11 protein-coding genes and 1 riboswitch are annotated in these 12,259 nt (G+C 50.7%); of the genes, 8 read left to right on the top strand and 3 right to left on the bottom strand.

The window, feature by feature from the left end:
• Positions 1–111: 111 nt before the first annotated feature.
• The gene (locus AC0QH1_RS15310) at positions 112–939 is read right to left on the bottom strand and encodes a hypothetical protein (protein WP_324632059.1); all 828 of its coding nucleotides are present in this window, start codon (positions 937–939) and stop codon (positions 112–114) included.
• 193 nt (positions 940–1,132) lie between these two features.
• Positions 1,133–1,222, top strand: a riboswitch (Glutamine riboswitch).
• A 38-nt stretch (positions 1,223–1,260) separates the two neighbouring features.
• Here AC0QH1_RS15310 and AC0QH1_RS15305 point away from each other — a divergent pair.
• Positions 1,261–1,584, top strand: coding sequence for a DUF4278 domain-containing protein (locus AC0QH1_RS15305; protein WP_324632058.1), 324 nt, complete (start codon positions 1,261–1,263; stop codon positions 1,582–1,584).
• A 250-nt stretch (positions 1,585–1,834) separates the two neighbouring features.
• Here the strand turns inward: AC0QH1_RS15305 and AC0QH1_RS15300 are convergent, their stop codons facing one another.
• Positions 1,835–1,987, bottom strand: a complete 153-nt coding sequence (locus AC0QH1_RS15300) for a hypothetical protein (RefSeq protein ID WP_324632057.1) — start codon at positions 1,985–1,987, stop codon at positions 1,835–1,837.
• Between the two features lie 352 nt (positions 1,988–2,339).
• Here AC0QH1_RS15300 and cysS point away from each other — a divergent pair, with 352 nt between their 5' ends.
• The 3 genes from cysS (at position 2,340) to AC0QH1_RS15285 (ending at position 7,161) form a co-directional block, all read left to right on the top strand.
• Positions 2,340–3,803 (top strand): cysteine--tRNA ligase, encoded by a 1,464-nt coding sequence (gene cysS, locus AC0QH1_RS15295; protein ID WP_324632056.1) that lies wholly within the window; start codon positions 2,340–2,342, stop codon positions 3,801–3,803.
• 141 nt (positions 3,804–3,944) lie between these two features.
• Positions 3,945–5,054 (top strand): AI-2E family transporter, encoded by a 1,110-nt coding sequence (locus AC0QH1_RS15290; protein ID WP_324632055.1) that lies wholly within the window; start codon positions 3,945–3,947, stop codon positions 5,052–5,054.
• Between the two features lie 445 nt (positions 5,055–5,499).
• A complete protein-coding gene (locus AC0QH1_RS15285; protein ID WP_324632054.1) occupies positions 5,500–7,161 on the top strand; it encodes a hybrid sensor histidine kinase/response regulator in 1,662 nt (553 codons plus the stop codon).
• A gap of 313 nt (positions 7,162–7,474) precedes the next feature.
• Here AC0QH1_RS15285 and AC0QH1_RS15280 read toward each other — a convergent pair whose 3' ends face one another.
• On the bottom strand, positions 7,475–7,699 hold the full coding sequence (locus AC0QH1_RS15280; RefSeq protein ID WP_324632053.1) for a hypothetical protein: 225 nt from the start codon (positions 7,697–7,699) through the stop codon (positions 7,475–7,477).
• 23 nt (positions 7,700–7,722) lie between these two features.
• Between AC0QH1_RS15280 and AC0QH1_RS15275 the strand changes: the two genes are divergently transcribed.
• From AC0QH1_RS15275 to AC0QH1_RS15260, 4 genes are all read left to right on the top strand, one after another.
• On the top strand, positions 7,723–10,185 hold the full coding sequence (locus tag AC0QH1_RS15275; RefSeq protein WP_324632052.1) for a dynamin-like GTPase family protein: 2,463 nt from the start codon (positions 7,723–7,725) through the stop codon (positions 10,183–10,185).
• A gap of 302 nt (positions 10,186–10,487) precedes the next feature.
• Entirely contained in the window at positions 10,488–10,835 is a 348-nt protein-coding gene (locus AC0QH1_RS15270) for a KGK domain-containing protein (RefSeq protein WP_324632051.1), read from the top strand.
• Positions 10,836–11,028: 193 nt separating this feature from the next.
• Positions 11,029–11,394, top strand: a complete 366-nt coding sequence (locus AC0QH1_RS15265; RefSeq protein WP_324632050.1) for a KGK domain-containing protein — start codon at positions 11,029–11,031, stop codon at positions 11,392–11,394.
• Positions 11,395–11,602: 208 nt separating this feature from the next.
• On the top strand, positions 11,603–12,256 hold the full coding sequence (locus AC0QH1_RS15260) for a hypothetical protein (RefSeq protein WP_324632049.1): 654 nt from the start codon (positions 11,603–11,605) through the stop codon (positions 12,254–12,256).
• The last annotated feature ends 3 nt before the right edge of the window (positions 12,257–12,259 follow it).

Raw genomic sequence — 12,259 nt, 5'->3', positions numbered from 1 at the left:
GCCTGCTGACCTCAGATTTGGTTACGGTCTAGGCCGCTTCCCTCCTCCTTAGCAACCAGATGACAGTTGTCAAGGTTCCTCGGCTTTTAAGCCTTAGATTCCTTGCCCCGCTTACGTTTTCGGTATTTCAACCTTGACTTTGGCGGGAACGATTCGCACCTCCTCCCCTACATTAACACTGCCCGACACCGCCGTGCGACCGGTGGCCTCATTCCCGTCAAACTCGTACTCCGCCACCGCAAAGTCATCCCCTGGCCCCCAACCGACAATCAACCAATCCCCCGATCGCAGACCAATCCCGCGATAGGTGTCCTCATCCACCCGCCATACCAAGCGATAGGTATCGTCCAATCGGCTAATCGTTAACCTGCCGGTAAAGCTAGACTCCGCCTCTCCGGGATCCGTACTTTCCGTGCGATATTCCCCCGCCACGTCCCCGGATCTAGCCCCGGTGGCAATTTCCGTCCCCACTGCCCCCTGGGCGGTGGACAAACTCCACTTGCCCGCTAGGGTGCCATCGTCTTCAATTCGGTAAAGCGCCACGCCGTAAATCCCGTCCTCGCGTCCGGATCCCACCAACAAGCGCCCATCTTCATAGAACCCCAGTCCCCGGTAATTGCCTTCCGAGGTATTCCAAGACAGTTGATAGAGGTTATCGGCGCGATCGCCAATCGCCTCCATCTCGATCGTGCCGGTATAGTCCTCCCCTTCAGGTGTTGTCCCCTCAGTAATCCGCCAGCGTCCTTCCACCGTACTCGGCGGGTCATCTTTCCCCCAGAAAAATGCCAGGGAAGACCCCGGCATCTGCGCGATCGCGAAAGGCATCGGCGAATGGGGAACCGCCGATCGCTGTGGATCCATTGCCGCAGTGGGGAAAGCAGACCCCACCAGAACCGTCATCATTCCGAACACAACACTGGCAATCCCTCGAGTTTGCATATTGTTCCTTCTCCTGTGGCATTACATCTGAGTTATGGCAATATCTCGCCACCTCAGATGACTCCCTTTCCCCGTAAGGGGTTTCGGGGGGACGGAGGGCCTTGGCGGGGGATGCGGCGCAGATTTTTTGTAAAGTTTTGTAAAAACCCTTGACATTTTCCAGAAAAACGGTAACAATGAATACAGAAAGTAAATCGTTCATCCCTCTAAAGGGTCTCGCCTAGAACCTAACGTAGAGACATCCGAGGGACGGAAGTAGGGAAAACTCCCGAAGGAACGCGCCTCGCAAATCACAACGATGTCTTATTAGGAGGCGAAACTATGAAACTTTCTTATCGCGGAACCACCTACGAATACACTCCCCCCACCGTTGAGGTCACTGAAGTCGAACTGGGTGGAAAATATCGCGGGTTAGACTGGAAATTCTGCAATACTCAAAAGCAACCGGTTCATCAAACCACCGTTGAGCTGAAATATCGAGGTGCTCCGGTGGCGAATGGAACTGCCGAGGCAGCTACGGTATCTGCCCCGGAAAAAGCCCGCAACTTGATGATGAATCGGCAAGTGAAGACGCAAAAACGCCAGCGTTCGATGTTAAGCCGCTTGGTGGGCGAGCTTCAAACCGTTCCAGTTGTGGCTCACTAATCAAATTTTATCCATAACTCCAGTTGTACGGCTTTCAGCCGCTTAGTGTCAATCCTTAACAACTTCAGGAATGATTTACCCCCCGATTTGGGGGGTATTTTTTTTCTCAAGCGCGAAGCGCGCGGCACCTAAATATTGCGAATTGGAAGCGAGAATGACGCAGAGGTAGGAATATTACCCCCACCACTGGGTTCTCTTGGCGGCGTATCGCCCCCCTTCAATCGGCGACGAGAAGTCAAAGAATAGGGCGTCACCGGATGCTTCCCGATGTTTTCCTGGGGGCGATCGCACCCGTTTCGCTGACATCTTGTCCCCGCCCAATCACCCGATCGCGCGCGCTTTGGGTTCCTCTCTTCCCCGCCTCGCGAAACTCCTCGCCAGACCCCTCAAAGCCTTCCCCCACAAGCTTCTTACTCCTCTGAAGCAACCCCTCCCTCCATGAGGGTGGAGACTTTAATCTCTGGCGGGGGTTGCCCCTAATGCAGGAGTTCCGATGCAATTAACTTCGAGCATCCTCAGGCGAGATGGCGCGCGAACGGCGGTGAATGACATGAGTTCGAGTGAGGTGAAGTAGAGAGGCGATCGCCGAGGGCGGGCGAATTTCCACCAATCCCCTCGAAGGGGGAGTGCAAATCATGTCATTATGAACGATAGAATAGAAAACCTCTCCCAGCGATCGGGGAAACCCATCCCCCGGGAGAAAAGCAACTTCAGAGAACATATTCGCGCTTACCGTAGGGGAAGAAACCGATTTTATGACCTTAACGCTTTACAACACCCTCACCCGAAGTCAACAACCGTTTGAGCCAGTCAATCCGGGCAAGGTGCGGATGTATTGCTGTGGCGTTACGGTGTACGATTACTGCCACTTGGGTCACGCTCGCTCCTATATTATCTGGGATACGGTGCGGCGCTATCTGCAATGGCGCGGGTATGAAGTGCGCTACGTGCAGAATTTTACCGATATTGACGATAAGATTCTCAATCGGGCGCGTACCGAGGGCAGCTCGATGCAGGAGGTGGCCGATCGCTACACTCAAGCCTATTTTGAAGATATGGCGCGGTTAAACGTCTTGGAAGCGGACGAATATCCCCGTGCCACCCATACCCTGAATGGCATCAAACGCCTGATTCACGAGTTGGAGCAAAAAGGCTATGCCTACGCCGCATCGGGTGATGTGTATTACAAAGTCCGGCAGTTTCCCGAGTACGGAAAACTCTCGGGACGACAACTCGACGACCTGCAAGCGGGAGCCAGCGGTCGCGTGGAACGACAGGACGAGGAAGCGCAGAAGAAGCAAGACCCGTTTGATTTTGCCTTATGGAAAAAGGCGAAACCGGGAGAACCGGCGTGGGAGTCGCCGTGGGGCGAGGGGCGTCCGGGATGGCATATCGAATGTTCGGCAATGGTGCGCGAACAGTTAGGGGAGAGCATCGATATTCACGTGGGGGGTGCGGACTTGGTGTTCCCCCACCACGAAAATGAAATCGCCCAATCTGAGGCGGCGACGGGGAAACCCTTGGCGAAATATTGGCTGCACAATGGCATGGTGACGGTGAATGGGGAAAAAATGTCCAAATCGTTGGGGAATTTTACTACCATTCGCGAGTTGTTGGATAAGCCGGTAGAACCGATGGCGCTGCGCTTGTTTGTGTTGCAGGCGCAGTATCGCAAACCCCTGGATTTTACCGAGGAGGCGATCGCCAGCGCGGAAAATGGCTGGCATACTCTGAAAGACGGGTTGCGCTTTGCCGATGAATGCGGCTCAAAACTGGGCTGGGACACCGTTGCGCCGATGTCTGGCGAACTCATCCCCGAGGCGGTGCAACGCTTTAATGCGGCGATGGATGACGATGTGAATACCCCGGGGGCGTTGGCGGTGTTGTTTGAACTGGCGAAAGAGTTGCGCCGGGAGGGGAATATCCTGGTGCATGAGGGCAAAACCGAAACGGACTCGGCGCTGTTACAGCAGCAGTGGCTCACGTTAGTGAAACTGGCGACGGTGTTGGGCTTGGAAGTGTGGCCAGAGGAAGAAGGGGAAGCCCAGGAAACCGAGGGGTTAAGCGATGCAGAGATTGAAGCGGCGATCGCGCAACGCCAAGCTGCACGCAAAGCCAAAAACTTTGCCGAAGCCGATCGCATCCGCGACGAATTGCAAGCCCAAGGCATTACTTTAATCGATAAACCGGGAGGGGTGACGAATTGGCACCGCAGCTAGCACGATGGCGGAGTGCAGATTAAATCTCCCACCGCTGCGATCGCCCTCGTGCAACCCTAACCACAGCGGTCCCCAACTCATACTCGAACCGAATTCAACACCAGTTAACCTACATACAATCAACCGTCAGTTCCGTGCCTTATGTCAACCCAACGGATTACGATTGCTTTAACCAATTTGCTCATTTTTGTGGGAATGGGCTTGCTGCTGGTTCTGTTGTGGCAGCTTCGCAGTTTGCTGATTACCTTGATGGTGGCGGTGGTGCTGGCGGCATCGATCGCACCAGTGGTGGATTGGGGGCATAAGTTAGGGGTGTCGCGTTGGATTGCGACGATTGTGGCTTATTTGAGTTCGATCGCCGCCTTGATGGGAATCGCGTTGCTCATCGGTCCGACGGCGCTGGATCAAATTCAGCGTTTGGTGCGCCAGTTACCCACCTACTTAGAAACCGTGCGCTTAATTGCGGAGGATTTAGCGGCGCGATTGAACGATACGCCGCCGGAGTTCGTGCGTCAGTTTTTCGATACCCAGTCGGTGACGCGATGGCTGCTCGGTTCGTCACAACAGCTTTTGTTGCGCTCTTACGGGCTGACTCGAGGGTTTGTGGGCGGGGTGGTGACGCTGATTTTGGCGATTTTTATTTCTGGCTACATGCTCGCGGATAGTCGCACCCTGATTAAAAGTTTGGTGCAGTTGTTTCCCAAACCTTGGGACGAGCGCTTAGAGGCGCAGGTGTTGCCGGTGACGCAGCGCATGGGCGGCTACATCCGAGGACGTTTGGTGGTTTCGGTGGTATTGGCTGTCGCGACAAGTGTAGGGCTGAGCTTTTTGGGATTGGGAGATTTTGCCTTGGGGTTGGGGGCGATCGCTGGCTTGACAAATTTGATTCCGTTTCTCGGTCCGATTTTAGGGGCAATTCCGGCGCTGATCGTGGCGCTTTCTCAAGGGGGATGGGTGTTTTTGTGGGTGTTGATTTTATTTGCGATCGTCCAGAATATCGAAACTTACGTCCTCGATCCCTTGTTGGTGGGGTCTTCGGTGGGGGTTCATCCCTTGTATCAGTTGCTCTCGGTCATCGGCGGGGTGCAGGTGTTGGGCATTGTGGGCGCATTAATCGTTCCGCCCTGGGTGGCGGGAGTGGCGGCGTTGGTGGAAAATCTTTACTTAAAACCCAAATTATTAGCAGAAAAAGCAGAGGCTACTCCAGAAGTTCCGCCCACTCCCTCCAGTTCTATGTCTGTGCCCCATTAATCGCCTTCGCCCCCCTTGCGCCCCGTCGCGTTGCTTGAGGTAACTCGGCGGTTTTTCAGTTTTTGGGTGGCGCAAAGGGAAGCGATCGCTTTATAATCTGGCTGTTCCCCCTAAATTCACGGCTTTGATCCGCGATCGCTCCCCCAATTCCCTTGAGTGGAGTGTTTTTTTAAAAAAAATGATAGGGTTTAAAAACTTACGATTAACATCAATCTAGCTTGATTTATGGAGTTTTCACAGTAGAATTAAACCCAAATCGTCACTGGTGACCGATTTTTGCAATTTCTACCAAACCCCTAGGCAAACTAACATGCTAAGATGGCCGCTTAAACCTAAGTTAACCCCCGCTAGAATTGTTGGAATTTATGTCGTTTTAGGAACCCTATGGGTTTTATTTTCCGATAAGCTTCTGACTAGACTATTTCGGCATTCAAGCATCGAAAACTTGAGTTGGTTCCAGACCGTCAAAGGGTGCTTTTATGTAGCAATTACGGCGGTAATTTTGTATCAGTTAATTCGGTATTATGTCGCTGCGCTGCAAGCCTCGAAAGAGAACCTGCAAAGCAACCAAGAGCGGCTGCGAGCAATTATCGAAACGAATGCAGAAGGGATTTTGGTGTTCGATCGCCAAGGGTATATTACCCTGGCAAATAGAGCAGCGGAAAAACATCTCGGATTGCGGCGATCGCAAATTATCGGACGCCCTTATCGCGATCCGATTTGGCAACTGCATCGACTCGACCCCCCCGGATTTCCAGTGAATGAATTGCCGTTTTGCCCGGTGATGGAGAGCCGCAAAGGGTTATGTGACATGGAATATGCGATCGCCCATTCCAACGGCACTCAGCTGTTTTTATCTATTAATGCCGCCCCCCTGCTTGACCCTACTAGAAAAATTGATGGGGTTGTGCTTTCTATCAGTGACATCACCCATCGCAAAGAAACCGAAGCGATCGCCCGCGCCCGCGATATTGCCGAAGCCAGAAATCGCGCCAAAAGTGAATTCCTCGCTCACATGAGTCACGAAATTCGTACCCCCTTAAATTCCATTTTAGGACTCTCTCAAATGCTACAGAGAGAAATTTTTGGCACCCTCAATCCCAAGCAAAAAGAATACGTCAGCCGCATTAAAACCAGCGGGGATCACCTCCTCGAACTGATTAACGATATCTTGGATCTATCCAAAATCGAAGCCGGCAAGGAAGAACTCCAACTCAAGGAAGTGCCAGTTGCCGAGTTATGTCATTACTGCTTGAAAATTATCCAAGAACGTGCTTCGGAACGCGGGTTGCAACTCACCACTCACATCGATCCGCAGGCGAAAATTTGCATCGCTGACGAACGCCGCCTCAAACAAATGCTGCTCAATCTCCTCTCCAATGCCATTAAGTTTACCCCCAAAGGAACCGTCTCTCTGATTGTGGCTAAAAAGCCCGAAGGCATTGAATTTACCGTTGCAGATACCGGCATTGGCGTCTCCCCGGAACAATTACCCCTGGTGTTCGAGGCATTTCGCCAAATCGAAAACGAACTCAACCAGAAAACGAAAGGCACCGGCTTGGGATTGGCACTCACCCGGGATTTCGCACACTTACATGGGGGAGAACTCAGCGCTCAATCCACTCCAGGTCAAGGGAGTGAATTTACCATTTATCTGCCTGACTTGCCTCCCGGTTACACCCCTACCTCCGCCAACGACTCACTCTCCTTGCCAGAAACTTCCCCAGTGTGCCCCAGCAAACGGCGGATTTTAATCGTGGATTATGATGAGTCAAATACAATTCTGTTGCGCGATTATTTAGACGCAATGGGTCATCGGGTTAAAATTATTGGTTATGGCAGCGATTTTTTGGATCGGGTTTATTCCTTTAACCCTCACCTGATTTTGTTAGATCTCCAACTCGCCAATCCAGTCACGGGTTTGGAATTAGTCTCGCAGTTACGACAAGAAGAGCCGTTGCAATCCCTACCGGTGGTGGTGGTAACGGCAATGGCGATGTCGGGCGATCGCGATCGCTGTCTCGCCGCTGGCGCAACGGATTATCTCAGCAAACCCTTTCAACTCGAAGAACTCGACAAGCTATTATTACATTATACCCAATCTTAACCCCTAATTTTCATCACTTTTCTCCGTCTCTTTCAAACGCGCTGGCTCACCGCAAAACTCTCTCGATAAACCGGGTGCTTATCCCCTCAGTTCCCGGGAAAAATTCTCCCTCCCTCTGGCAGATTCGTATCCCTCTTTTTCGCCCATCTCCTCTGCCGACTCATTTAAGATCCCATCCCGTTAAGGGGTTTGTTACATTTTATTAATCCTCAAAAAAAGGGGCGTCAGCTCACAACCCAGCCGGTGGAATCCCGAGGGGAACCGTCTGACGCACCCCGATCGCTGACCTGTTTACAATTGCCAATCTCTCATTTTAGCGCCATTTCACCCCCAGGGGCAGAAGTTCCGCTAACAGTCTGACAATTCGGAAATATCGCTGATACGGAAAAGGCGCGGGCGCAATACCCCCCCAGAGGCGGGTGGTGCGGATCCACAAGCGCCAGACGAACTCTGTATCCATCCAGCGCTGGTAAATGTATGTTCTGGAACTGTGCCACAGGTTCTCAAACATGAGAAACTGGTTATATGGGTTCCTCATTGATTTTGTTTGTTACTTCAACCATGACTCAAACGCCATTGCAATGTCAAACTTTACCAGATCGGGTGGATTCTTTACTAGATCTGCTACATCAGGAATCGGCTTTACGGGTGCAGCAGGATCCCACGCCGATTCAAGCTTCCCTGCGAAAAGCCATTTCCCCCAAGTTCGAAATTGTGTTCGCCGGTGCCTTCTCGGCGGGAAAATCAATGCTGATCAATGCATTGCTCGAACGCGAGTTGCTCTATAGCGCCGAGGGTCACGCTACGGGCACCGAATGTTATATCGAATACGCCGCCCCAGACAAGGAGCGCGTGGTGCTGACGTTTCTCAGCGAGGCGGAAATCCAGAAGCAGGTTCAAGAGCTGATGGTGCAGTTGGAATTGAAAACCCAGGTGAATATTCAAAACCCGGAAGTTATCGATCTGCTGCGTCAGGGCGGCGACACGATTATCCAAAAAGAAGGGGGAGAAAGTAAGTCGGAAAAAGCGAAACAAGCAAAAGCGCTGCTGTTGTTGCTACAGGGGTTGGAGGAAAATCGCGATCGCATTTATCCGAATACCAATGCGGTTTATCCGATGGAGCAGTTTAACTTCTCTAACCTCAGCGAGGCGGCGAGTTATGCGCGGCGCGGTAGCAATAGCGCGGTATTGAAGAAAATTGAGTATTACTGTCACCATCCGTTACTCGAAGATGGCAATGTGCTTATCGATATGCCCGGAATTGATGCCCCGGTGAAGCGCGATGCGGAATTGACTTATCGCAAAATTGAAGACCCGGAAACTTCGGCGGTGATTTGCGTCCTCAAGCCGGCTTCGGAAGGGGATATGACTACGGAAGAAACCCAAATGCTGGAAAAGATGCGGCGCAATCCCGGAATTCGCGATCGCGTGTTCTATGTGTTTAATCGCATCGACGAAACCTGGTATAATGGTCAACTGCGGCAGCGCTTGTACGAACTGATTAATACCCAATTTCGCCAAACAAAGCGCCTTTATCAAACCAGCGCTTTATTGGGGTTTTATGGCAGTCAGGTGAAGGACACCAGTGGGGGCGATCGCTTCGGCTTGGATACGCTTTTTACCGAAAGCGTGAAAAGCAGCGGCATCCAAGAAGAAACTCCGCAATTTGTTAATGAGTTTCTCCGCTATTGTTCCAATTCCGGAAAGCTTTCTCCCACAGCATTCCGCATTGAGGTGAAAAGCTACGAAACGCCAAATGACAATTACGTGCGGATTCTCGGCAACTGGGGGACGAGTTTAATCGAACAGCTCATTAAGGATAGCGGGATTGAAGAATTTCGCACCGGCATTAAGCGCTATTTGATGGAAGAAAAGCGCCCGCAACTGTTTGAAAACCTGGCGAATGATTTGCAGCCGGCTTGCATGGCTCTGCATAATTTTTATCTGGAGCAATATCGCGAAATCGATAGCCAACCTCGCGAGATTGAAGGGGTGAAATCTCGGCGATTGTCCAGTTTGAATCAGGAGTTGCGACGGTTGGGCGACGCATTAAATGCCCATGTGGAAGATGAAGTGAATCGCGTGGTGACAAATCAATGTCAGACGTTTGAAGAGGATTTTCGCAAGCTGACGGCGCGCATGGTGACTAAGTTGGATGAGCTGCTCAAGACGTTTTCTGTGGAAGAAGCGTATCAGCAAGCTACCGCCAGTCATCCCCGCAATTCTACCGCGCCTCTGCTGGCAATTTTAGTGGAAGCGTTTTATTATTTGTCCAATGCGTTGGAAAATGTTTTGGCGGCTGAATCCCAACGGGCGATCGCTAACTTTTTTGCCTATTTAGTTGACCAAATTCGCCGCCAGGATTATTATCGGGAATTGTGCCGCTTGGTGGGCAGCGATGCGGGCATTTTGCAGGCGTTTGAACAGTTGGAATCTCAGGTGCAGCAGGCAATTCGCGCTGCAGTGAGTACCGAGTGCGATCGCTACGTGCGCGAAAGCCCCCGCTTTTACGATGAAGGCACGTTTTCGATTTATCAATTCCGTCAAGTCTTGCAGCAAACTTCTCAAAGTTATGACTGTAGTAGCATGATTGATGCAGAATCGGCAATTCGTCAGTTGCTCAAGTTGGATTTTGAACCGAAGGTCCGGGATACGGTGAAAAGTTCGTTCCGTCAAGCGGTTAGCCAAACCCTGAAAACCCATCTGCTACCAATGGCAAAACAGCAGGAAGAATTGATTCTGCAACAGTACAACCGCGCCCGCTCTCATCTGGAAAATACTTTGGAAAAAGAGGCGCAAGAACAACTCCAGCAAACTCAGGAAATGCAAGCTCAGTTACAGGAGAAAATAGACCGTTACAATGAAGCGGTGACGGGCATTAATGAGTGCTTGCAGGCGTTTGAGTTGGATCGCTATCAGTTGGCGATCGTGGATGTGGACTCGGAACTCTCGCCGATTGAAGCAACAGAAGCGGAAACGGAAGCGGAAGCGGTGGAAAATCTCCTCTCTCCCGCTGTTGAATAGATTCCTGGTCTAGTTGCAGCCGGGGACTTTGAGTTCCCGGCTCATAGCTAAAGTCAGTTAAAACCCAACTGTAAATATGAGGGTTACATGGTAGGAATATGATAGGATAGTTAACGCAATCCAATCTGTCTGCAAAGTCGAGGGTAATATGGAACCAATAAGTTAATAATTTGCAATTAACTTGAATTCTATGGTTTAAGCTACACCTCAAATCGAAGCTAATTGTATGGGTTGTCAGATTGGAAACCCTTTACCCTACAACAATCCAGAACGAACACAAAATTACTTCAGGAGGAAATCAAATGAGTGAACGCCATTATGAACCTTTACACAAGGAAGAAATATTGTCAATCCAGGAAGATTCAAAAATCCTAATTCCCCATACTACTTTCAAGGTAGAAGAGCTAATAAAGGCTGCGATTAATATTATTAAAAATTCCGACAATGTGGCTCGTCAAAATTGGAATGAAGAAAAAGCAAAATGGGCATTAGAGGGAGTGAAAGGAGAAGTTCTCAAGTTTGGGGCTAAGGGTTGGCAAAAAGGGAAATTGAGGCTGACAATCGAATTTTGTCCGACTGAAGCAGAACCCACGGAACCCGAATCCCCTCTGGATGAAATCCGTCAGAAAATTAGAGAAGAAAACCCATAAATATGAGCAATTGTTAGTAGCATGGTCGGACCATGCTGCTACAGCAAGCAAAAAAACAAGGCACCCACTGGGCGATTCACTAACAATTGTCGCTACAATTTTCCAGGGCATCAGTCATTTTGCTATTGAAAAATACGGTTCATCGAGTATCTGGGTTGTATGGTATCTGCGAAAAGGTCGCAGGCTGATTTGAATGTTTATGGAAGAAAATAATATCCTCCCTGACTGCTGCGATGATGATGTGGTCTCATTTCGGGGAAAATTGTTTAAAGTCGGCGAATTACGCAAACTCATGGGAGGCGCGGTAACCGGGCAAAACCAACTTCCCCATACCATCTCGAATGCCTTACGCCAGCAAGGATTACAATTAGATCTCGCCTACGCCAAAGAATTTTTGGAAACTGGGGTGAATGGGGAACTGCTCAAAATTGGTTCTAGAGGGTGGCGAAAAGGAAAAATCCGCATGAAAGTCAGTTTGGAGTTTCTGGCGGATGAGGAAGAGGAACCCGAGTGGGGTCAGGATAACATTTTGTGGATGAAGCGCGAGGAGAATCGTTAAGCCCCCTGGGGGGTGCAGCGGTGGGGTGGGCGATCGCAACCCTTGCGCTTGGGCGTACCGAGAACGCCTCGTCCCCGGGAAAAATCAGCCTGGAGAACCCGCCACCGGGACGAAAGGTGATAAATCGTCTAAAACGGTTACAATATCATCGCTTCAAAATGCCCTTGGAGCGGTATCTTGTATCTGAGAACGCCTATTGCTTGCAGCTATGACCCAATCTCAAACTCGAACCCAAACCTGTATTCTGTCGAACGATACCTTAATCAAGCTTCCCACCCACAAATTTTATCGCCAGACCTTTCTGTTTGAGGAACTGCTGTCGATTCTGTTATGGGCGGTGACGCGGATTTCCTATGATGTCAAATGTTTGATTGATGGATCCAGAGGAATGGCGATTCAACCCAGTGGTGGATGGGATCGCGGTACGATTCGTCTGCTGACGATCGCCACCTTGCAGATACGCGGCGAAGAAAGGGTGCAGCAAATCGACTGTTTGACCAAACAAATACCTACTTATCTCTTGCCCGACAGCGCGGTAATTCAAACCGATACGAATCTAATTTGTCGCGAACCCCGGCAAGTGAATGGTATTCTCAAAGAACTGAAAGAAGAAGTGCAAATCGCCTGCGCTGAAATGACTGATTTTGTCAAACCGACGCGCTTGGGATATCCTACCATTGAGTTTTTGGAACCGGGGAAAGAATGGCGACAGGCACAGATGCGATTGGATATGGACATGAGCTTTGTGTCCGATCGCGCCTACGACGAGAACGGGCAACCCAGAGATGCCGCGATCGCCCGCGATATGACCCCCCTCGGCGAAATGTACATTTCTCCCCTGCAATCCCTCCCGCCACAATAGCAC

Source organism: Phormidium sp. CCY1219, assembly GCF_055795085.1.
This window is presented reverse-complemented; position numbering and strand designations above follow the sequence as displayed.

What these genes read in the sequence shown, in the direction of transcription:
- AC0QH1_RS15310 (WP_324632059.1), bottom strand. Translation starts at nt 939, where the DNA reads ATGCAAACTCGAGGGATTGCCAGTGTTGTGTTCGGAATGATGACGGTT.
- AC0QH1_RS15305 (WP_324632058.1), top strand. Translation starts at nt 1,261, where the DNA reads ATGAAACTTTCTTATCGCGGAACCACCTACGAATACACTCCCCCCACC.
- cysS (WP_324632056.1), top strand. Translation starts at nt 2,340, where the DNA reads ATGACCTTAACGCTTTACAACACCCTCACCCGAAGTCAACAACCGTTT.
- AC0QH1_RS15290 (WP_324632055.1), top strand. Translation starts at nt 3,945, where the DNA reads ATGTCAACCCAACGGATTACGATTGCTTTAACCAATTTGCTCATTTTT.
- AC0QH1_RS15280 (WP_324632053.1), bottom strand. Translation starts at nt 7,699, where the DNA reads ATGAGGAACCCATATAACCAGTTTCTCATGTTTGAGAACCTGTGGCAC.
- AC0QH1_RS15275 (WP_324632052.1), top strand. Translation starts at nt 7,723, where the DNA reads ATGACTCAAACGCCATTGCAATGTCAAACTTTACCAGATCGGGTGGAT.
- AC0QH1_RS15270 (WP_324632051.1), top strand. Translation starts at nt 10,488, where the DNA reads ATGAGTGAACGCCATTATGAACCTTTACACAAGGAAGAAATATTGTCA.
- AC0QH1_RS15265 (WP_324632050.1), top strand. Translation starts at nt 11,029, where the DNA reads ATGTTTATGGAAGAAAATAATATCCTCCCTGACTGCTGCGATGATGAT.
- AC0QH1_RS15260 (WP_324632049.1), top strand. Translation starts at nt 11,603, where the DNA reads ATGACCCAATCTCAAACTCGAACCCAAACCTGTATTCTGTCGAACGAT.